General features: G+C 60.6%; 20 protein-coding genes and 1 tRNA gene. 15 read left to right on the top strand and 6 right to left on the bottom strand.

The annotated features are described in order from the left end of the window. Positions 1-57: 57 nt before the first annotated feature. From nrdF to MHY22_RS05425, 4 genes are all read left to right on the top strand, one after another. Positions 58-1,047, top strand: a complete 990-nt coding sequence (gene nrdF / locus MHY22_RS05440; RefSeq protein ID WP_239278405.1) for a class 1b ribonucleoside-diphosphate reductase subunit beta — start codon at positions 58-60, stop codon at positions 1,045-1,047. A 342-nt stretch (positions 1,048-1,389) separates the two neighbouring features. Further along, entirely contained in the window at positions 1,390-3,084 is a 1,695-nt protein-coding gene (gene ctaD, locus MHY22_RS05435; protein ID WP_239278403.1) for a cytochrome c oxidase subunit I, read from the top strand. Between the two features lie 103 nt (positions 3,085-3,187). Beyond that, positions 3,188-4,378, top strand: coding sequence for a phosphoserine phosphatase SerB (serB, locus tag MHY22_RS05430; protein WP_239278401.1), 1,191 nt, complete (start codon positions 3,188-3,190; stop codon positions 4,376-4,378). Continuing rightward, positions 4,371-5,102, top strand: a complete 732-nt coding sequence (locus tag MHY22_RS05425) for an aminoacyl-tRNA hydrolase (RefSeq protein ID WP_239278399.1) — start codon at positions 4,371-4,373, stop codon at positions 5,100-5,102. The genes serB and MHY22_RS05425 overlap by 8 nt, the downstream gene beginning before the upstream one ends. Here the strand turns inward: MHY22_RS05425 and MHY22_RS05420 are convergent. Then, on the bottom strand, positions 5,068-7,047 hold the full coding sequence (locus MHY22_RS05420) for an ATP-dependent DNA helicase (RefSeq protein ID WP_239278398.1): 1,980 nt from the start codon (positions 7,045-7,047) through the stop codon (positions 5,068-5,070). The genes MHY22_RS05425 and MHY22_RS05420 overlap by 35 nt on opposite strands. 18 nt (positions 7,048-7,065) lie before the next feature. Then, on the bottom strand, positions 7,066-8,394 hold the full coding sequence (locus MHY22_RS05415; protein WP_370658833.1) for a nicotinate phosphoribosyltransferase: 1,329 nt from the start codon (positions 8,392-8,394) through the stop codon (positions 7,066-7,068). 122 nt (positions 8,395-8,516) lie between these two features. On the opposite strand from MHY22_RS05415, the gene clpS reads away from it, so the two are divergent. From clpS to rdgB, 8 genes are all read left to right on the top strand, one after another. Beyond that, positions 8,517-8,843, top strand: coding sequence for an ATP-dependent Clp protease adapter ClpS (gene clpS / locus MHY22_RS05410; protein WP_005323948.1), 327 nt, complete (start codon positions 8,517-8,519; stop codon positions 8,841-8,843). Positions 8,844-8,847: 4 nt separating this feature from the next. Beyond that, positions 8,848-9,384, top strand: a complete 537-nt coding sequence (locus MHY22_RS05405) for a DUF2017 domain-containing protein (RefSeq protein ID WP_005327313.1) — start codon at positions 8,848-8,850, stop codon at positions 9,382-9,384. Beyond that, on the top strand, positions 9,384-10,310 hold the full coding sequence (locus tag MHY22_RS05400) for a P1 family peptidase (RefSeq protein WP_239278396.1): 927 nt from the start codon (positions 9,384-9,386) through the stop codon (positions 10,308-10,310). Before MHY22_RS05405 ends, MHY22_RS05400 begins: the two co-directional genes overlap by 1 nt. A 13-nt stretch (positions 10,311-10,323) precedes the next feature. After that, entirely contained in the window at positions 10,324-10,977 is a 654-nt protein-coding gene (locus tag MHY22_RS05395; RefSeq protein WP_239278394.1) for a rhomboid family intramembrane serine protease, read from the top strand. After that, positions 10,977-11,756 carry a glutamate racemase gene (gene murI, locus MHY22_RS05390; protein ID WP_239278392.1) on the top strand — a complete coding sequence of 260 codons (780 nt, stop codon included), beginning with the start codon at positions 10,977-10,979 and terminating at the stop codon, positions 11,754-11,756. The genes MHY22_RS05395 and murI overlap by 1 nt, the downstream gene beginning before the upstream one ends. 71 nt (positions 11,757-11,827) lie before the next feature. Further along, positions 11,828-12,589, top strand: coding sequence for an MBL fold metallo-hydrolase (locus MHY22_RS05385; RefSeq protein WP_239194593.1), 762 nt, complete (start codon positions 11,828-11,830; stop codon positions 12,587-12,589). Positions 12,590-12,604: 15 nt separating this feature from the next. Then, a complete protein-coding gene (gene rph, locus MHY22_RS05380; RefSeq protein ID WP_005323955.1) occupies positions 12,605-13,333 on the top strand; it encodes a ribonuclease PH in 729 nt (242 codons plus the stop codon). Further along, positions 13,327-13,935 carry an RdgB/HAM1 family non-canonical purine NTP pyrophosphatase gene (gene rdgB / locus MHY22_RS05375; protein WP_005327300.1) on the top strand — a complete coding sequence of 203 codons (609 nt, stop codon included), beginning with the start codon at positions 13,327-13,329 and terminating at the stop codon, positions 13,933-13,935. Before rph ends, rdgB begins: the two co-directional genes overlap by 7 nt. On the opposite strand, the gene MHY22_RS05370 is transcribed toward rdgB, so the two are convergent. After that, positions 13,932-14,276 (bottom strand): DUF3817 domain-containing protein, encoded by a 345-nt coding sequence (locus MHY22_RS05370; protein WP_204611086.1) that lies wholly within the window; start codon positions 14,274-14,276, stop codon positions 13,932-13,934. The genes rdgB and MHY22_RS05370 overlap by 4 nt on opposite strands. A gap of 2 nt (positions 14,277-14,278) precedes the next feature. After that, on the bottom strand, positions 14,279-14,701 hold the full coding sequence (locus tag MHY22_RS05365; RefSeq protein ID WP_239278390.1) for a hypothetical protein: 423 nt from the start codon (positions 14,699-14,701) through the stop codon (positions 14,279-14,281). 90 nt (positions 14,702-14,791) lie between these two features. On the opposite strand from MHY22_RS05365, the gene MHY22_RS05360 reads away from it, so the two are divergent. After that, positions 14,792-14,876: transfer RNA gene (locus MHY22_RS05360), tRNA-Leu, on the top strand. 436 nt (positions 14,877-15,312) lie between these two features. Here the strand turns inward: MHY22_RS05360 and MHY22_RS05355 are convergent. Beyond that, positions 15,313-16,482: a YbfB/YjiJ family MFS transporter gene (locus MHY22_RS05355; protein ID WP_239278432.1), complete on the bottom strand. Its 1,170-nt coding sequence runs from the start codon at positions 16,480-16,482 to the stop codon at positions 15,313-15,315. Positions 16,483-16,624: 142 nt separating this feature from the next. On the opposite strand from MHY22_RS05355, the gene MHY22_RS05350 reads away from it, so the two are divergent. Then, complete coding sequence (locus MHY22_RS05350) at positions 16,625-17,224, top strand: TetR/AcrR family transcriptional regulator (RefSeq protein ID WP_239278388.1); 600 nt, start codon at positions 16,625-16,627, stop codon at positions 17,222-17,224. Between the two features lie 329 nt (positions 17,225-17,553). After that, a complete protein-coding gene (locus MHY22_RS05345) occupies positions 17,554-18,144 on the top strand; it encodes a hypothetical protein (protein WP_239278386.1) in 591 nt (196 codons plus the stop codon). Here the strand turns inward: MHY22_RS05345 and MHY22_RS05340 are convergent, their stop codons facing one another. After that, positions 18,145-20,055, bottom strand: a complete 1,911-nt coding sequence (locus MHY22_RS05340; RefSeq protein ID WP_239278384.1) for a solute carrier family 23 protein — start codon at positions 20,053-20,055, stop codon at positions 18,145-18,147. Between the last annotated feature and the right edge of the window lie 37 nt (positions 20,056-20,092).

Here is a 20,092-nt window from a genome sequence, read left to right as displayed (position 1 = left end):
GAATTGGGTATGCTGGGGAGCTAAAAGTGTCCGTTTTTAGTATTGGAGTGACGCCGCGTGTCGCACGAGTACGATGACTACGTTTCTAGTCATGAAAAGCCAGTTAAAGCCATTAACTGGAATAGCATCCCGGATGAAAAGGACCTCGAGGTATGGGATCGCCTCACCGGTAATTTCTGGCTGCCAGAAAAGGTCCCTGTCTCCAATGACCTGCCCAGCTGGAAGACGCTGACGGAGAAGGAAAAGGAAACCACCATGCGGGTCTTTACTGGCCTGACGCTGCTGGATACCATCCAGGGCACAGTGGGTGCGATTTCCCTCCTTCCGGATTCCCAGACCCTGCATGAGGAAGCGGTCTACACCAATATTGCCTTCATGGAATCTGTGCACGCCAAGTCCTATTCCAATATCTTTATGACCCTGGCGTCCACGCCGATGATCAACGATGCCTTCCGCTGGTCCGAAGAAAACGAGAACCTGCAGAAGAAGGCCAAGATCATCTTGTCCTACTACAAGGGCGATGATCCGCTGAAGAAGAAGGTGGCCTCCACGCTGCTGGAGTCCTTCCTGTTCTACTCCGGCTTCTACCTGCCGATGTACTTCTCCTCCCGCGCGAAGCTCACCAACACCGCCGATATCATCCGCCTGATTATCCGCGATGAGGCTGTGCATGGCTACTACATTGGTTATAAGTTCCAGCAGGCGTATAAGCAGCTAGATGAAGAGTGCCAGGCAGAGCTGAAGGAATACACCTTCGACTTGGTCTATGACCTCTATGACAATGAAATCGATTACACCGAGGATCTCTACGATGACCTGGGCTGGACCGAGGACGTCAAGCGCTTCCTGCGGTACAACGCCAATAAGGCGCTGAATAACTTGGGCTTCGAGGGGCTATTCCCAGCCGATGAGACCCGCGTTTCCCCGGCCATCTTGTCCTCGTTGTCGCCGAACGCCGACGAGAACCATGACTTCTTCTCTGGTTCGGGTTCCTCCTATGTCATTGGCAAGGCTGAGGACACCACGGATGATGACTGGGACTTCTAAGCATTCCCGCTGATCAGCGTGGTCTTGCGGCACACCTTCTGCTCGAACTCAACCGAAAGGTTGATAACGAGCGGGGGTGTGTTTTTGCGTTTTGGGGCCGCACAATTCGGCGCGGCTGTGACATGTAGCACTCTGCATCTTTGGCGAAAACCGTCGGTGGAAATAGTGGCCGCGCCACGTGCAGGGGCAATGTGGCAGATGTGGTCAGTGATGAGGTGTGTCCTTGCGGTGAAGTATTGGGGGAAGCTGGAAAGAACAGGGGAAAATGGCCTAATATAAGGCGAGTAAACCTAGGTGTAGGTGGAGTCTGTCCACAGACACTTTGTTATTCAGGAGGATTTTATGACCGCTGTGGCGCCACGGGTCGACGATTACGTCGCCCCCACACGTCCAGAGCCAACCGGTAACGCGAAGACCGGTTCAAAGGCTTGGGTATTTCTAACCACCACCGACCACAAGCAGCTGGGCATCATGTACTTGATCATGTCCTTCAGCTTCTTCTTCCTCGGTGGCTTTATGGCACTGTTGATCCGCGCGGAGCTGTTCACCCCGGGTCTCCAGTTCTTGTCTAATGAGCAGTTCAACCAGCTGTTCACCATGCACGGCACCGTGATGCTGCTGCTGTTTGCGACCCCAGTTGTGTGGGGCTTTGGTAACTACATCCTGCCGCTGCAGATTGGCGCGCCGGATGTGGCCTTCCCGCGTCTGAACGCTTTCGGCTTCTGGGTTACCCTGCTGGGCGGCATCGTGATGCTGCTGGGCTTCGTTACCCCAGGTGGTGCAGCTGACTTCGGCTGGACCATGTACATGCCGCTGGCTGATGGTGTCCACACCCCGGGCATTGGTGCGGATATGTGGATCGTCGGCGTGGGTGCTACCGGTGTCGGTACCATTGCCTCCGCTATCAACATGATCACGACCATCCTGACCCTGCGTGCGCCGGGCATGACCATGTTCCGTCTGCCGGTCTTCAGCTGGGCAGTGTTTACCGCCTCCGCCATCGTGCTGATGATCTTCCCGCTGCTGACCGCTGCGGCACTGGGCGTTCTGTATGACCGCAAGCTGGGCGGCCACATCTACGATTCCGCTAATGGTGGCGGCATCCTGTGGCAGCACCTGTTCTGGTTCTTCGGCCACCCTGAGGTTTACGTCCTCGCGCTGCCGTTCTTCGGCGTTGTATCTGAGGTCGTTCCGGTCTTCTCCCGCAAGCCGGTCTTCGGCTACATCGGCCTGGTCTTCGCGCTGCTGGCCATCGGCTCCCTGTCCATGGCTGTGTGGGCGCACCACATGTTCGTCACCGGCGCTATCTTGTTGCCGTTCTTCTCCTTCATGACGTTCCTGATTGCGGTTCCGACCGGCGTCAAGTTCTTCAACTGGGTCGGCACCATGTGGAAGGGCCACATCACCTGGGATACCCCGATGATCTTCGCCATGGGCTTCATGGCAACCTTCCTGTTCGGCGGTATGACCGGCGTTATGCTGGCATCCCCGGCACTGGACTTCCACCTGGCTGAGTCCTACTTCTTGATTGCACACTTCCACTACACCCTGTTCGGTACGGTTGTGTTCTCCGCCTTCGCTGGCCTGTACTTCTGGTTCCCGAAGATGACCGGCCGCATGTTGGACGAGCGTCTGGGCAAGATTCACTTCTGGCTGACCTTCGTAGGCTTCCACGGCACCTTCTTGGTACAGCACTGGGTCGGCAACATGGGTATGCCGCGTCGTTACGCTGACTACCTGGAGTCCGATGGCTTCACGGTCTTCAACCAGATTTCCACTATCTTCTCCTTCGTCCTCGGCGCTTCCGTTATCCCGCTGGTGTGGAACGTATTCAAGTCCTGGCGCTACGGCGAGATCGTCACCGTGGATGACCCATGGGGCTACGGCAACTCCCTCGAGTGGGCAACCTCCTGCCCGCCGCCGCGCCACAACTTCGTGTCGCTGCCGCGTATCCGCTCCGAGCGTCCGGCCTTCGAGCTGCACTACCCACACATGGTTCAGCGCATGCGCGAAGAAGCACACGTGGGTAGCCACTAAAGCGATATAACTCGCTAAAGCACTCCTGACTTAAGCCGCCTCCCAGCCCGCCAAAGGCCGTGGGAGGCGGCTTTGGCGTATCTTATTTGCCCTACGTGCGATAATGGGCGGCGTGAGTACCCAAGCTGATACCTATGCCGTCATTACCACTACTGGGCCGGACAAGCCCGGGGTCTCGGCGGCCTTTTTCCGCGTGTTGGCGTCTTATAGCGCCGCGCTTGTCGACGTCGAACAGGCCATCTTTTCCGGCCGCATCACCCTCGCTGCCCATACCCGCATTCCCCGTACGCGCGCCGAGCAGATTGAACAAGGTTTGCGCAATACCTTGAGCATCTACGGGCAGCAGGTATCCATGGACTTGCGGGAGGAGGAATCTAACGCACGAGCTCGCTCCACGCATGCGGTGGTCCTCATGGGAACGGAAGTAACCGCTCACCACGTAGAGGAGGTCGCCCGCGTATTGGCTAACTTTGATGCCAATATCGATCGCATCCGCGGGCTTTCCACTTCTCCGCTGACCGGGCTGGAGCTTTCCTTGTCCCTTGATGGTTCCGCGGCACCTGTACGCCAGGCGCTGGCAGAGCTCGCACAGCAGATTGGCATCGATATTGCCATCGAGCCGGCGGGTCTGGGCCGGCGCTCCAAGCGCCTCGTCTGCTTCGACTGCGACAGCACCCTCATTCAAGGCGAGGTCATCGAGATGCTGGCCGCGCACGCCGGCAAGGAGCAAGAGGTTGCCGCTGTCACGGCCCGGGCTATGCGCGGCGAATTGGATTTTGAGGAGTCCCTGCGCGAGCGCGTGGCTGTTTTGGCCGGCCTGGATGCTTCCATCATTGATGAGGTAGCCCGCGAGATTCAGCTGACCCCCGGTGCCCGCGAGACCATTGCCACGCTCAACCACATCGGTTATCGCACCGCTGTGGTCTCCGGTGGGTTCATCCAAGTTCTAGAGGGCCTAGCCGCGGAAATGCACTTAGACTATGTCCGCGCCAATACCTTGGAGGTCGCCGATGGCAAGCTCACCGGCCGCGTAACCGGCAAGGTGGTTGATCGCAAGGCCAAGGAGGAATTCCTGCGGGAGTTTGCCGCGGATTCCGGAGTGGGCATGCGTCAGACGGTCGCCGTGGGCGACGGTGCCAATGACATCGATATGATTACCGCCGCGGGGTTAGGCATCGCCTTTAACGCTAAGCCGGCGCTGCAAGAAGTGGCGGATACTTCGGTAAATCACCGGCGGCTGGATGAGGTACTACAGATTTTGGGAATCCCAGCCGAGGAGGTTGTACGTGGATAAGTTTGAAATCGCTCACCAGCGCTTGGTAGAAGCCTGTGATGCGCGTTCGTGGCGCGATGACCCAGAAAACCCAGACGAGCCCGCCACTATCCAAGCGATGCAGATTGCGCTTAACCTGCCCAAGCAGGAGCCGCCGGCGCGCACGGAAGTGCTGGAGGCAGCCGCTAGCGCCGTCGTGGCCGCGTGCTTGGATGAGCGCGCGGGGGAGGATGGGGCCTTCGCCCACGCCCTGGGCCAGTGGTATGGACACCGCATCCGCAAGATCGCCCGCCGGGCGCGAAATAAGGCTTGGCGCGATGTGCAGAACCTGCCCGGCGTGACCGTGGCGGGCCGTGCCCGGGCCTTTGCACCTTCGGCCGTGGGGGAGGTGGATCCGCTCATTGGCAAGCTGCAAATCGGCCACACTGACCTTGCCTATGATGAGCCAGGAGCCCCGCTTGGCGACGCCCCCGTCATCTACGTCGACCGTAGCCTCGACATGTCTGCGGGCAAGGCCGCAGCGCAGGTGGGCCACGGTTCGATGATGCTCGCCGCGGCGATGTCGGAGGAGGAGGCTCGTGCTTGGGCCGACACCGGTTTTAAGCTTTCGGTGCGCGAGGTGTCTGGCGAAGATTTTCGCACGGCCTGCGCGCAGGACGGCGCCGTGGTGATCGTGGACGCCGGGTTCACGGAGATTGCGCCGGACTCGGCTACCGTGTGCGCCCTGCGGCGACCAATCGCTTAAGCGCGCCGCGCACCGTATCCGCGTCGGTGGTCTGCCAAAAGCGTGGCATGGAGGCCTTGAGGAAGCTGCCGTAGCGCTTATACTCCAAGCGGTTATCGAGCACGGCCACCACGCCGCGGTCGGTCACGTGGCGCAGCAGGCGGCCTGCGCCCTGTGCCATGAGCAAGGCGGCGTGGTTGGCGGAGACCTCCATGAATCCGGAGCGGCCCGCCGCATCGGCCGCTTGGGCGCGCGCCTGCATCAGGGGATCGTCCGGCCGGGGGAACGGAATGCGGTCGATGATGACCAGCGAGCACGCCGGCCCCGGCACGTCCACGCCTTGCCACAGGGTAAGCGTGCCGAAGAGGCAGGAGTTTTCCTTCTGGGAGAACTTCTCTACCAGTGCGCCGATGGAATCCTCGCCTTGCACGAAAAGGTCAAAGGGGATGCGCGGCTTGAGGGCGGTAGCCGCCTCTTCTGCCGCGCGGCGGGAGGAGAACAGGCCAAGCGTGCGCCCGCCGGCGGCCATAATGAGCTCATAGATCTCATCGATGGTTTCTTTGGGCAGGCCATCGCGGCCCGGCGCGGGCAGGTGCTTGGCGGTGTACAGGATGCCGGATTTGGCTGGGTCGAAAGGCGTGCCCGCGTCCAAGGTGTCGTAGGTGCCGCTCGGCATGCCCCACTGGGCGGCCATGGCATCGAAGCGTCCACCGAGGGCGAGGGTGGCCGAGGTCAACACCACCGTTTGCTCCCCAAAGAGGTTCTCGCGCAGCATGTGGGCGATGGATAGGGGAGCCACGGCGAGGGTCTCGGCGTCGCTGCGCGGATCGCGCTCGAGCCAGACGACGTCGTCTTGCTTGGCCGGGTCATCGGTGGCGAAAACCTCCAGCATGCGCGCCACGGCCTGCGCGAGGTCGGAGAGGTGGTTGCTCAAGTTTTGGCGCTCGGCGTTTTTCTCCGGGTCGTCGGTGGCTTCGCCTTCTGGTGCGCGAGAAATGAGGGACTTAACGCGCAGGAATTCGTCGGCAAGCGCGCGCAGGTGGCCCTGTGAGGTTTCATCTAAGTCGGTCCAACGGCCTGGCTCTTGGATTTTCATCAGGTCATCGAATTCCTCGGCCAAGTCCGAGAGGTTGCCGGCATTACCCAGCGACTTCGCGCGGTTGGCGGCCATCTTGATGGCGCGGGTAGTAATCTCCGCGGTAGAAACGGAGGTGATGCGGCCGTCGAGCTCGTGGGCCTCATCGATAATGGCGACGTCGTGCTCAGGCAAGATATTTGCCTCAGAAACCGCGTCGATGGCGAGCATGGCGTGGTTGGTGACCACGATGTCGACGTCGGCAGCCGCCCTGCGAGCCTCTTCCGCAAAGCAATCCGGCCCGTGCGGGCAGCGCGAAGCGCCCAAGCACTCGTTGGAGGTTACCGATACCGCCCGCCACACCACGTCCGGCACGCCCGGCTCTAGATCACCGCGGTCACCAGTGTCAGTTTCCTGCGCCCACTCGTGGATACGGCGCACGGCCTTGCCGCGGTGGGATATTTCGGATTCGTCGATAAGTGCTTCCGGGTCATCTGGGGTAGCCGCAATCTTATTCATGCACAGGTAGTTATTGCGTCCCTTCATGATGGCGAAGGTGGGCGTACGCTCCATTACAGGGGCGAGCGCCTCAGTAAGCCGCGGCAGATCGCGCTCCACCAGCTGGCGCTGCAAGGCTAGGGTAGCGGTAGAGACGATGACGGTGGACCCCGAGTTCATCGCATGCCGGATAGCCGGGACCAAGTAGGCCAGGGATTTACCGGTACCGGTACCGGCCTGCACTGCCAGGTGGCGCTCCTTTTCGAGCGCAGCCGAGACGGCGGTGGCCATGCGCACCTGGCCTTCGCGCCGGCTGCCGCCCAGCGCGTCAACGGCCTTGCCCAGCAGCGTTTCCGTGTCGAGGTTTAGGGGCTCATCTGCGTGCTCACTCACCCCACACAGTCTAGCGGCCTACTTTTTAAAGCCCACCATCCGCGTGGGCACGGCCGCTTCATCGCGGGAGAGTGCCAGGCCTTCCCATGGCAGGGTCTTGCGGGCCTGATCCAGATACTCGCGGGAGGCATGCAGATCCGGCAGTCCGTCGACGATGTGGCCATCGCGCATGAGCGGAATGGTCATCTCGCGGGTATCGAGCTGGCCGGTATCCGGCGCCGGTGCCTCAAAGGGGTAGACGATTTCCTCGACGGCGACGCCGGAGGAACGGTAGGTGCGCAGCGCCCGCTTGGCACCGCCGACGGATTGCTTGGAGGAAGAGCGCTTTGCCACCGGGATGCCGTCTACCTCTACGACCTTGTAGACCATGCCGGCGGTGGGCGCACCGGAGCCGGTCACTACGGACGTGCCGACGCCGTAGACGTCTACCGGATCGCCGCGCAGGCCGGCAATGGCGAACTCGTCGAGGTCGGAGGAGACCACGATATTGGTGTTGTGATTGCCCAAATCATCGAGCTGCTTGCGTACGCGGCGGGTAACCGCACCAAGGTCACCGGAATCGATGCGGACCCCACCTAGCTGCGGGCCACCTACCTTCACTGCGGTCTCGACGCCCTTTGTGATGTCATAGGTATCGACCAACAGAGTGGTGTCTACGCCAAGGGTGTCGATCTGGGAGCGGAAGGCGGCCTCTTCGTTCGGGGTGCCATCCGGGTTGGTATGCGCCAAGGTCCAGGAGTGGGCGGCAGTGCCGGAGACCGGAATGCCGTAGCGGTAGCCTGCCTCCAGGTTGGAGGTGGCATCGAACCCGGCCAGGTAGGCCGCGCGGGCGGCGGTTACCGCCGCATACTCGTGGGTGCGGCGCGATCCCATCTCGATGATGGGCCGGCCGTCGGCCGCCGTGACCATGCGGGAAGCGGCCGAAGCCACCGCGGAATCGGCGTTCATGATGGACAAGATGACGGTCTCCAAAACCAAGCACTCCCCAAAGGTGCCGCGCACCGTCAGGATGGGGGAGTTGGGGAAATAAAGCTCGCCCTCGCGGTAACCGTCAATCTGCCCGGAGAAGCGGTAGTGGCGCAGGTACTCCTTAGTCTGCTCATCCAGGAAGTCCATCTCCGCTAACTGATTGGCCGAAAAGCGGAAATCCTCCACTGCGCGCAGGACGCGCTCGGTGCCTGCAACGACGCCATAGCGGCGCTCATTGGGCAGGCGGCGGCTGAATACCTCGCAGGTGACCTGGCGGTTTGCCGAGCCATCGCGCAGCGCGGCCTGGAGCATCGTTAGCTCATATTTATCCGTGAGCAGTGCAGTAGAGCGATCATTAGGGATAGCTTTGTCATTCACGGGAGTGATAATACCCACTGACTAGGTGGTTTTCAGGGGTTTAGATTCTTTGGCGCCGGAATGTGCGAAGCCAGATTGCGCGGGCCCACAATAGATTCCCAAATATGGTTAGGCTAGAGGGCATGAAGGCGCAATTTCCTGTAGTCCGGATGAGCTCTCCGATGGCTACGCCCGAATTGGATGAAGAACTCGACGTAGACGTAGCCACGAGCGAGAACCTGCCGTGGATGTGCATCGTGTGGGATGACCCCGTCAACTTGATGAGCTACGTGTCCTATGTATTCCAAACCGTGTTGGGCTATGACAAGAAGCGAGCCAATGAACTCATGATGCAGGTCCACACCGAGGGCAAGGCCGCCGTGTCCAGCGGCGAGCGCGACAAGATTGAAGCGGACGTGAAAAAGCTCCAGATCGCCGGTCTGTGGGCAACGATGCAGCAGGCAGGTTAAATCGATGCAACCGTGGAAGAAAAAGAAGTCCCTCATGCGCGCGCCGAAAATCACGGCCGTATTCGAACCAATGGAACGCGAGGTACTGGGCGATCTCACCGCCACCGTCTCCGAGGCGATCATTAAGCGCGCCCAGTCCGCGCCCAAGGACGAGCTGGCGGAAATGCTGGACATGCCTACCGGCCACACCGAAGCCCCGGACGATCCCTCGCTGGCACGTCTCTTCCCGGACTTTGAAATGCCCGGCGATGAGGAATATGAAGGCGATGCATCATTGCTGCGCTCCCTGCATGAAAACGACATTGCGCGCGCCAAGCTGGAAAACCTGCAGGTAATTGGCTCTGCCCTCGGACCTACCGGTGGGGTAGAGGTCACCATCAACGAGCAAGAGGCCCAGGCCTTCGTCGCTGGCCTCAACGACCTCCGCCTCTTTGTCGCGGCGGGCGATGTGGCCGATAACAACCTGATGTCTGACCGCGACAGCCTCGTGGAATGGCTGGCGTTCTGTCAAGATTCGCTGCTGCAGGTGCTGATGGACTAATGCTGGACGGCATGAGCATCGGGCACTATAGCGGCACCGATACCGGAGTCACGGTGCTCTACTGCGGGCCTGGCGGAGCGCTCGGCAGCGTCGATGTGCGCGGCGGCGGCCCAGGCACCCGCGAAACGGATCTTTTACAGCCGTATAATACGGTCGAGCGCGTCCACGCCGTGGTGTTAGCAGGCGGTTCTGCTTTTGGCCTGGCCGCTGCCGACGGCGTGATGAATGAGCTGGCAGAGAGGGGGATCGGCTTTCCCGTCTTTGGTGAGGATAAGCCTGGGCCGCGCGTGCCCATCGTTCCCGGCGCAGTCATTTTTGACCTTTTGGTCGGGCCTTCCCGCCCCGGGCCGGAAGAAGGCGCGGCCGCGTTGCGAGCTGCCCTTGCGGACAACGATGAATCCATGGGTTCGGTGGGAGCCGGAGTAGGAGCCACTGCTGGCAAACTACGAGGCGGCTTCGGGCTGGCCACGCGCCGGGTGGGTGACTACGAGGTCAGCGCCGCGATGGTTGCCAACCCTGTGGGCGAGGTCATCGAGCCGCAGTCCGGCCGCCTGTACGGCGCGCCGGGGCGCACCGCGGTCAATGCTGCCGCCTACCGCGCCTTGCCGCACCCTGCGGAGTCCAAGCTCAATACCACCATCGGCGCCGTGCTTACCGACGCCCCCGTTACCACCGCCCAAGCCCAGCGCCTGGCCATGACTGCCCACGACGGCATCGCCCGTGCGGTGCGTCCTGCGCATTCGCCGCTGGATGGGGACACGATCTTTGTTCTGTCCACCGCCAAGCGCCCAGCCGAACTGAGCACGCAGGTGGTCACCCAGCTGTGCGCCGCTGCCGCCGACGCCGTGGAAGAAGCCATCGTCAACGCGGTCACCGCCGCCAACCCCGGCCTAGGCTTGAGCGCGTACCGCGATCTGCTGGACTAAGATAAGGCGCATTATGACTTCAGGTGGAACATCTAACTTCCGGCCGGCGCCCGCGGGCCAGGTCAATCGCGGCGATTCCAAGAACTACACCCGCAGCGGCCGCATCACCACCGGCTTTTCCATAGCCTTTGGCTTCCTCGTGGTGGAATGGGCGGTCCACATCATCAACGCCTTCCTGTTCGGCGGCCAGCTTTCTAATTACGGCATTCGCCCGCTGGACTTCAATGGAATCTGGGGCATTGTTACCGCCCCGCTGCTCCACGCGAACTTTGAGCACCTCATATCCAATTCGGTGCCCGGCGCTATCTTCTGCTTCCTCATCGGTCTGTCCGGCCGCAAAGCCTGGTGGGAGGTCACGCTGATTACCACGCTGGTGGCGGGCCTTGGAACCTGGTTCATCGGCGGACCCGGTACCTCGCATATCGGTGCTTCCAGCTTGGTCTATGGCTGGTTGGCGTATCTGATTGTGCGCGGAATTTTTAACCGTTCGCTCATCCAGACCATCTTGGGCATCGTGCTCGGCTTCGCCTACTCCGGCTTGGTGTGGGGCGTGTTGCCCGTCTACGAGGGCGTGAGCTGGCAGGGCCACCTCTTCGGCGCCATCGGCGGCATTTTGGCCGGCATGACCATTACCTCGGACGACCCGGTTAAGGCAGTGAAGCGCTAATGCCAACTGCGACCTCTCCCATCGGCATCTTTGATTCCGGCGTGGGTGGCCTTACCGTGGCCCGCGCGGTGATGGAACAGCTGCCGCACGAATCCGTCATCTATACCGGCGATACCGCCCACAGTCCTTATGGCCCGCGGCCTATCTCCGAGGTGCGCGCCTTTTCCCAGGACGTAGCCGATAAGCTCGTGGAGCGTGGCTGCAAGATGCTGGTGATTGCCTGCAATACCGCAACTGCCGCCTTCTTGCACGATGCGCGCGAGCGCTACGATATCCCCATCGTGGAAGTCATCCGGCCCGCGGTGCGCCGGGCCATGTCCACCACGCGCAACGGAAAAATCGGCGTCATCGGCACTGAGGGCACCATCAAGTCTGGCGCCTATCAGGATCTCTTTGCGCTCAACCCCAAGGTGCAGGCCTTTGCCACCGCCTGCCCGGATTTTGTTCCCTTTGTCGAGCGCGGCATTACCGCCGGCCGCCAAATCCTCGGCGTGGCCGAGGGCTACCTGGCCCCGCTGCAGGCACAAGGGGTAGACACGCTGGTGTTGGGCTGCACGCACTATCCGCTGTTGACCGGCATTATCCAGCTGGCGATGGGCGATAATGTTTCTTTGGTGACCTCCTCGGAGGAGACCACCAAGGACGTCATGCGAATTCTCACCGAGACAGATATGTTGGCGCCTGCGGATAATCAGCCGGTCCACACTTTTGAATCTACCGGCGATCCGGAGGCTTTTGCCCGCCTTGCCACACGCTTTCTCGGCCCGCAGATTGTTTAAGTAGGAATAATTTCTCCCCCGTTTGCACGTTGAGTACGCATGCGGGGCGATTTCATGGAACTATTGAGCCCATGAAGCTGACCATCCTAGGCTGCTCCGGTAGCGTCCCCACCGCCCAAAATCCCGCCTCCGGCTACTTGCTGTCCTTTGATAATGCGCCGTCCATCGTCCTCGATATGGGCCCTGGCACCTTGGCGCAGCTGGAACAGCAGCAGGACCCTTGTGATGCGCACGTGGCCTTTAGCCATTTGCATGCCGATCACTGCCTGGATTTTCCCTCCCTGATGGTGTGGCGCCGCTTCCATCCCACGGCTCCTGCGGCTTCGCGCAATATGTGCTTCGGGCCGAAGGCTACGCCCACGCACCTGGGCCGCCTGTCCTCCGATGAGGTCGATGGCATCGATGACATGTCCGATACCTTCGCCTTTAGCGCCTGGGAGCCGGGCGAGCGCCAGCTCGTGGACGATGTCTATATCACCCCCTTCCCGGTAAACCACCCGGTAGAGGCCTATGCCTTGCGCGTGGAGCACACGAAGACGGGCCAGACTATTACCTATTCCGGTGACTCTTCGTATACGCCCGCGCTTGTCGAAGCCGCCCGCGGCGCCGATATCTTCCTCTGTGAGGCGGCCTGGGGCGAGACCTCTGAGGGCAAGGCGCCGGACATGCACATGTCGGGCGCGGAAGCCGGTAGGGCGGCGCGCGAGGCGGGTGTGAGCAAGCTGGTGCTCATCCACATTCAGCCGTGGGGCGATGCGCAAGCTACTTTGGAGGCAGCCCGCTCCGAATTCGACGGCGAGATTGTCCTCGGCGCCGCGGGGATGGAGTTCTAAGATACGCTGGACGGCATGACTGAATTTACTCGTGCCGATGGGCGCGCGCTCGACCAGATGCGCAGCGTCCGCATTACCCGCAATTTCACCACCAACCCGGCCGGCTCGGTGCTGGTGGAGTTTGGCAATACCCGCGTCATGTGCACCGCATCCGTGGAATACGGCGTGCCGCGCTTCAAGCGTGATTCGGGCGAAGGCTGGCTTACCGCCGAGTACGCCATGCTGCCTTCTGCCACCCACGACCGCATGCCGCGCGAATCCATGAAGGGCAAGGTCAAGGGCCGCACCCATGAGATTTCCCGCCTCGTCGGCCGCTCCCTGCGCGCTGCGGTGGACTTGGAGGAGCTGGGTGAGAACACCATCCAGCTCGACTGCGACGTTCTCCAGGCCGATGGCGGCACCCGCACGGCGTCTATCACCGGCGCCTATGTTGCGCTTGCCGACGCCATCGCACACCTCAAGGCCGAGGGCGTCGTCCCCGGCGAGCCACTGCTCGATCCCATCGCTGCGGTCTCGGTAGGCATCATTGATGGCGAAATCTGCCTCGACCTGCCTTATGAGGAAGACTCCCGCGCCGAGGTCGACCTCAACGTGGTGATGCAGGAATCCGGGGACTTCGTGGAAATCCAGGGCACCGGCGAGCACGGACTCTTTGGCCGCGAAGAGCTCAACGAGATGCTAGACGTAGCCCAGAAGGGCTGCCGCGAGCTCATCGCCGCACAGAAGGCGGCGCTGGGGTGGTAATTCTCGTCGCGTCCAATAACCCGAAGAAGCTCGCGGAGCTGGAGCGCATCCTGGCCGACGCCGGCATCGAGGGCGTCGAGCTACGCCCGCTATCCGCAGTGGAGCCTTACCCGGAGCCGGTAGAAGACGGCCGCACCTTTGCCGATAACGCGCTTATCAAGGCCCGCGCCGGCGCGGCTGCGACCGGCTTTGCTACCGTCGCGGATGATTCTGGCCTGGCTATCGAAGAGCTCAACGGCATGCCCGGCGTGCTTTCCGCCCGCTGGTCCGGCCAGCACGGCAATGACCAGGCCAATAATGACCTGGTCTTGGCGCAGATGGCCGATGTCCCCGATGAGCGCCGCGCCGCCGCTTTCGTCTCCGTCTGCGCGCTCGTGACTCCCGATGGCACCGAGCACGTGGCCGAGGGCCGCTGGGAAGGCCGCTTCCTGCGCGAGCCGCGCGGGGACAACGGCTTTGGCTATGATCCGCTCTTTCAGCCAGAAGGCGAGTCCCGGTCGGCTGCGGAGATGTCCCCAGAAGAAAAGAACGCGGTCTCGCATCGCGGCCGCGCTCTAAGTCAACTAGTCCCCGCCATCGCGGAGCTGGTTCGCAGTTCCTAAAGCTGGAACTCCTCCTTAATCTCCTTGCGGCGCTTGTGCTCCATCCAGAAGGACAGGAAGGGCACCACGCCGGCAAGGGCGGTGGTAAAGAGCTTGCCCACCGGCCACAGCGCGCGCGGGCCGAGGATGAGGATGGACAGCAGGTAGGTCATGTACGCGATGCCGTGCACGATCGCGATATAGGTGGCCCATTCTGGGATCTCCATGCCGATGAGGTACTGGCAGACCATGCGGATGACCAGGATAATCAGGAAGACACCGGTCACGGTGGCCGCGATGGAGAAAAACTTCAAAGGTCCGCGGATGCGGGCTTGGCGGGCGGGGTGAACTTTATTGGTCATAATCAGCTTTCTTCATTCTCGCCGCGCCGGCGGCGCGGGGTATTCATGGCGTTAAACGTTTCCACATCTATCTGCGGCCGCTGGGGCAGGAAATCATCATCGATTTTGGTTTCCGCCTGCGGCTGAGCGGGGGATTCAGCCGGGGCCTCAGTGACGGTGCTATCCATGTCGCGGGCTTCTTCCTCGGCCGCGAGGCGCTCGTTTTCATAGCGCAGCGTGGTGCGATAGGCGTAGACCACGAATACGGCGAACAGTGGCCACTGGAAGGCATAGCCCAAGTTTTGGAAGGTGCCCGAGCCGGAGCGGAAGCGCGTCCATTGCCAATAGGCCAGGAATAGGAAGAGCACGACGAAAAACGCGATGAGGAGGATGTGCCACCACCGCACCTGCACGCGCTTGATCTTCTTTTCCTCTTGAGTGCTCACGCGATCCACCCTACCCACCAGCGGCCGGAAAACAGAACACCCCTGGTTTCTGGATTGACGGCGTGCCGTGTACACTATGGCAAGTCCCCCGCGCCCGTGGCGGAATTGGCAGACGCGCTAGATTTAGGTTCTAGTGTCTTATGACGTGTGAGTTCAAGTCTCACCGGGCGCACCAAGAGCAGTTGAACATACTGCGCTGCCGGAAGTAACGAACTTGAAAGAGGGTGTTACCTCCGGTTTCTTTCTTTTCCGGTCTTTTTCGGTAGAAAATTGTGCCTGAAGTGATTTAAGGTGCAAGTCACTTCTTGCGCTGTTTTGAGGATGAACTTTTAAATTCCACTGCAGCGCTCAATGGCCTTGTAGCTAACGTTTTCTTTTACGCCTCGGATGGGATTGTTTGTATTTGGCCTTTAGGGCTATCACTTGTGTAGCTCATTTTAGCTAACATTAGCCACACTCTGTTTCGTATTGCCTTGAGAGTGTGACAATACCTATGTGTTGATAAAAACTTGTTTTAGAGAACAGATAGAGGTTCATTTCTTTGCGTTTCAGAAACTGTCTGGTTGGGATATGCCTATTTGAACTAGTTCGTGGATTGCGCGAGCTCTGATTCAGGCGATGTCCTCTGCTGGCGGTGAGAACAGGGCGCCCAGCGCCGCAATGATGGCGGCGGCGATGAAGGCAGCCTCCATCCCTGCAGCGTCTGAAACGAGGCCAAGGGTCCATGACGCAACGGTCTGTCCGGCAGCGATGGCGAGAAAAGCTCGGCCCACACCTACTGCGGGACGTTTTCGGTATAGTCGAGTGCCCCATACGAGCAACACTCCCGTGAGGGCGATATAAAGTGCACCGAAAGCTGCTGAGGCGGCTATTGCAACAAGGACGGAATCTACCAGCAAGGCCCAGATGCCGAGCACCGCGGCGAAGCCGAGCATGAGGACCCGCCAAGAGATTCGCAGTGATGATCTTTCGATGGCATCGCCTGCTGCGGCTCCGAGTAGGCCACACGCACCTAGAGCAATCCAGGCTCCTTTAGTGACTGCTTCTTCGTGTCCTCCGGTGGCCTGAATGAAGTCTTGTCCGAAGGTCCATCCCGCCGCGCTGGCTACACCCAACCAGAATGAAGCGGCGAGCATCCGGACTGTGCCGTTAGGAGTCCGAGCCCGCGTATAGCTTCGGGGCTGAGTGGAGGTGGATTGCGTAGTCTCGCGGGGGATGACGATTATGATCCAAATTCCAACGACTGCGCATGCCAATGCGAAGCCGGCCCAAGCCATGCGCCATTGCTCCTGTGCTAAGAGAGCCACGGGCCCAGCGACCAACACGCCCACTCCCGTGCCGGCGTTGGTGAGGGTTTGGGCTCGGCTCTGCCAAGTCGGGGGTAAGTGCATAGAGATGGCTTGAGCTATCGGAGGAGAAGCTGCTCCTGTGCTGGTGCCTGCGACGGCAACTCCCATAGCTAGCATCATCGTCGTAGGTGCGAATGTGATGATCGCACAGCCTGACGCCGCCAGTGCCGCTGCGGCAGCAGCGACGATCCGTGCGCCGACACGGGGCGCTGCAATCGTTGCCGCGACGATACCTATGCAGTACGCGAGATAACTACTCGAAGCGATTACCCCAGCGGTCGCGGCATTGAGATCGAATGTCTGACGGAAAGCAGGCAGGAACAGGCCGTATGCAAAACGTGCAAAGCCATAGCACACGCCAATTAGGCACGCACCGGCTGCGATGAGCGATCCCGCACGCCGCCGTGAGAAGTCCAAGGAACGGTCCTGCATCTTCCATGCTTCGTTCGACGACACCATCAGTTACTCCCTCTGCCTGGCGAGTTCTACGATTTGAAACTTCACCGATCGGTAAATATGCGCACGACCTTAGCTATACTAGGAGCTGGAGTCAACGCAGAAGGAGGGATAAGGCATGGATCCGGACCGCGGTCGTGCGCGAACCCCCGCAGCCCAGAAGATTATCGATGCGGCTGAGAAGTTGTTCTACGAATGCAGCATTCATGCTGTCGGTGTCGAGGCAATTGCTGCTGCGGCAGGGGTCACTAAGCGCACTCTCTACGACCGCTTCGACTCCAAGGATGCTGTGATCGAGGCGTATCTCTTGCAACGGCACCAACGATGGCTGTCACGATTCGATCAGCGTCTAGCGGTCTCGGCACCCCCAAGGACCGGTGCTCTGTTCGACTCATATTTCGAGGATGTGGCTGATTCGTCTCGGGGTTGTGCATTCCTAAACGCGGCTGCAGAGCTGCCGCGAAACCATCCCGCCATGAAGGTTGTACATGAGCACAAGCGCTGCGTTCGTAAGCGCTTGGAAACTCTCGTTAGCGAAGATGCACCGCAGCTCGATGCTCAGTCGACGGCCGACCACCTCTTCCTCATACTCGAGGGGGCGATCGCCGAGCACGGCTTGCATCCCGATCGCGAATCCGCCCGAGAAGCGAAGGCACTAGCTCTCGGTGTGTTAGAAACTTCGAATGGCTCGCAATGGCACGGGGAACAATCTGGCTAAGGTGCCGATTTGAACGTAAAGCACTTGCTAATTCATGTTAAGCGTGTGTCCTAATGCTCGTCCGCCCTCGGTAGGTGGGAATTTTAAGCCTACCCTCTGTTTCCCCGCATTTGCCGAGTGACGAGAAGCTGATTCTATGGCGGCCTTTGTGGCAACGTGGGTTCGGGGCGATGGATTTTGAGAGATTTAATACTCGTAGGTCCGGAGGTGTTTCTTGAAGGCCCGTGTTGGGCAGCGACCGTGAGCATCACACAATCGGCGCCGTCGGTCCTCATGGTCGGCGGCGCTTTCGCGTACCCCCACTTCATATCCGCCCTATGATGGTCATCATGAAAAAGCTGCTATCCACCCTTGTTGCCGTCATTCTCATTGCCACCGTGGCTGCCGCCGCGGTGTTCATTTGGCAGGTGCGGGAACCGGTGGAGGTGGAGACCGAATCGAGTAATACCAAGGTCATCAAGGCCGTGGAGCGCGAAGAGCAGGTGGTGCTCGTCTCGCTGGGTATCGAGGGCCTATCGGAGGAATCCGCCACCAGCAAGCTGTGGAATTGGCAGGTCCCGGGCAGCGAGCGCACCCAGTACATCAAGTACTCCTACCGCGCGAAGCTCGGCATCGAAGGTTCCCAGGTGCGAGTGGAAGAAGAATCCCCGCACCACTTCCGCGTGGAGATCCCGGAGTTCATTTTCATCGGGCACTCGGATGAGAATTTCGAAACCGCGGTGGAGGACAACGGCGCGCTGAGCTGGATTACCCCGGATATCGATAAGGCGGAAACCATCACCAAAATCCTCAATGAGGACAAAAAGAAAGAGGACATCGCCGATAATCGCGATGTCCTCCAATCCCAGGCCAAGCAGTTCTACACCGGCATTATTTCCGGCGTGGACCCAGAGGCCGAGGTGGACTTTTCCTTTCGCTAACTAGTCCACCTCGGTGAACTTGCGGTCCCACGAGGAGCGGACCGGGTTGGCATCGGCCAGCAGGATATCGAAGCGGTCGTTGGCAATTTCTACGATTTCGCCCAGCGCGGTGCGGTACTCCTGCTCCGGGGAGTTGGCCAGGCGGCGCACGCCGGCATCAATGACGCGGTCGACGGTGTCATTGGTATCCAAATAGGCCACAAACGGCATATCAAAGCGCTCGCGGTAGGCGGCGGAAAGCTCGGTGATGCGCTCGGTCTGTACATCATCCAAGTCGGTCAGACCGAGGGAGCCGCGGTCAGCGGAGATGGTGGCAGCCTCGTCGGCGTCGGCAAGCAGCAGCTCATCCATGGCCGGGTAATCGTGGATGAGGGCGGCGCGGCGGGAATCATCCGCGGTCAGCACGGCCACCTGAATGGCCGCGCGCAGTTCATTAACATCGCCGAAGGGCCGCGACTCCCACGCCAGCTCCAGCGGCCAAGTCTCGTTATTAAACAGAGGGCGCAGCACGGAGACGAATTCCTCGCGGGAGGCGGCATTGAGCTGCTGCAAGCTCACGCTCTTGCCGACGGCCCGAGACACCTGCGTTCCCTGCTTGCCCCCTGTGTGGAAGAACAAAAGGTTGAGCACGATGGCGGTAATGGCGCCGATGGACATGCCAGAAGAGACGAAGGTTTGCGCCCACTCCGGGAAGGCGGTGGCGATATCCGGTTTGAAGGTCACCAACATAGCCAGCCCCAGCGCGGAGGTGACGATGACGGAGTTGCGGCCATCGGAAAGATCGGCCTTGGCGATGGTCTGCAGGCCCACCCACGCCACGTTGGCAAAAAGTGCCAGGGAGGCGCCGCCGAGAACGGGGGAGGGGATGGAGGCCACGACCGCGCCGGCCTTAGGCAAAATGCCCAGCACCATCATGAACCCGGCGGCGGCAACGGCCACCCAGCGCGACTTCACGCTGGTCAGGCGCACCAGGCCAACGTTTTGGGCAAAGCAGGTATAGGGGAAGGAGTTCATCACGCCGCCCACCAGGGTGGACAGACCATCGGCGCGAATGGCACGCACGACATCATCGCGGCGGATGCGCTTTTTTACAATCTCACCGGTGGCAAAGACGTCACCGGTGGTCTCCACCATGGTGATGATCATGACGATGATGAGCGAGAAAATCGCTACCAGGTCAAACTTCGGCATACCGAAGTAGAACGGGGTAGTAATGCCGAGGGCGGGGGCGGAGGAGACCTCGTCAAAGGAGGCGTCGCCAAGCACGAGCGCCACGCCAGTGCCTAAGACTAGGCCGATGAGCACGGCCAGGGTACCCAGGAAGCCGGAGGAAAAACGCTGCACCAAAATGATGACTGCGAGCGTGCCAAAGCCATAGAGTAAGTCGCGGGTGGCCGGCACGCCCTCGGCGTAATTGACAAAGTCATTGGCCGACACCCCAAGTAGCGACGTACCCATGACCAGTAGGACCGAACCGGTGACCACCGGTGGGAAGAAGCGCAGCACCTTGCCAAAGACCGGCGCCGCAAAGAAGGTAAAAAGGCCGGCGACAATAATAGCGCCATAAATGGTTGGCAGCGAGGCCACCCCGCCCGCGCCGTCGGTCGCGCCCAAGCCAATGGCAATAATCGGGGAGACGGCCGTTGTAGTCACGCCCTGCACAATGGGCAGGCGCACGCCAATGCGCTTGCCGACGCCCAGGGATTGAATGATCGTCGCTATGCCACAGGTCAACAGATCCGCATTAATGAGGTGGATGGTGGTTTCCGCATCCAGATTGAGCGAGCCGGCAATAAGCAGCGGGACGATGACTGCGCCGGCATAAAACGCCAGCACATGCTGTAAACCCAAGGCAGCTAGTTTGGGGGCGGGTGGGACGATATCTACTGGATGCTTGGGCTGCGAAGCCACGAAGTCCTCCTTTGTGCGGAAGCGAAGCTGAACGGGA

Source organism: Corynebacterium sp. ACRPO, from assembly GCF_022347205.1.
Classification (GTDB): Bacteria; Actinomycetota; Actinomycetes; order Mycobacteriales; family Mycobacteriaceae; genus Corynebacterium.
This window is presented reverse-complemented; position numbering and strand designations above follow the sequence as displayed.

What these genes read in the sequence shown, in the direction of transcription:
- MHY22_RS05355 (WP_239278432.1), bottom strand. Translation starts at nt 16,482, where the DNA reads ATGCAGGACCGTTCCTTGGACTTCTCACGGCGGCGTGCGGGATCGCTC.
- murI (WP_239278392.1), top strand. Translation starts at nt 10,977, where the DNA reads ATGCCAACTGCGACCTCTCCCATCGGCATCTTTGATTCCGGCGTGGGT.
- ctaD (WP_239278403.1), top strand. Translation starts at nt 1,390, where the DNA reads ATGACCGCTGTGGCGCCACGGGTCGACGATTACGTCGCCCCCACACGT.
- MHY22_RS05350 (WP_239278388.1), top strand. Translation starts at nt 16,625, where the DNA reads ATGGATCCGGACCGCGGTCGTGCGCGAACCCCCGCAGCCCAGAAGATT.
- serB (WP_239278401.1), top strand. Translation starts at nt 3,188, where the DNA reads ATGGGCGGCGTGAGTACCCAAGCTGATACCTATGCCGTCATTACCACT.
- MHY22_RS05400 (WP_239278396.1), top strand. Translation starts at nt 9,384, where the DNA reads ATGCTGGACGGCATGAGCATCGGGCACTATAGCGGCACCGATACCGGA.
- MHY22_RS05345 (WP_239278386.1), top strand. Translation starts at nt 17,554, where the DNA reads ATGAAAAAGCTGCTATCCACCCTTGTTGCCGTCATTCTCATTGCCACC.
- clpS (WP_005323948.1), top strand. Translation starts at nt 8,517, where the DNA reads ATGAAGGCGCAATTTCCTGTAGTCCGGATGAGCTCTCCGATGGCTACG.
- MHY22_RS05370 (WP_204611086.1), bottom strand. Translation starts at nt 14,276, where the DNA reads ATGACCAATAAAGTTCACCCCGCCCGCCAAGCCCGCATCCGCGGACCT.
- MHY22_RS05385 (WP_239194593.1), top strand. Translation starts at nt 11,828, where the DNA reads ATGAAGCTGACCATCCTAGGCTGCTCCGGTAGCGTCCCCACCGCCCAA.
- rph (WP_005323955.1), top strand. Translation starts at nt 12,605, where the DNA reads ATGACTGAATTTACTCGTGCCGATGGGCGCGCGCTCGACCAGATGCGC.
- MHY22_RS05395 (WP_239278394.1), top strand. Translation starts at nt 10,324, where the DNA reads ATGACTTCAGGTGGAACATCTAACTTCCGGCCGGCGCCCGCGGGCCAG.
- MHY22_RS05405 (WP_005327313.1), top strand. Translation starts at nt 8,848, where the DNA reads ATGCAACCGTGGAAGAAAAAGAAGTCCCTCATGCGCGCGCCGAAAATC.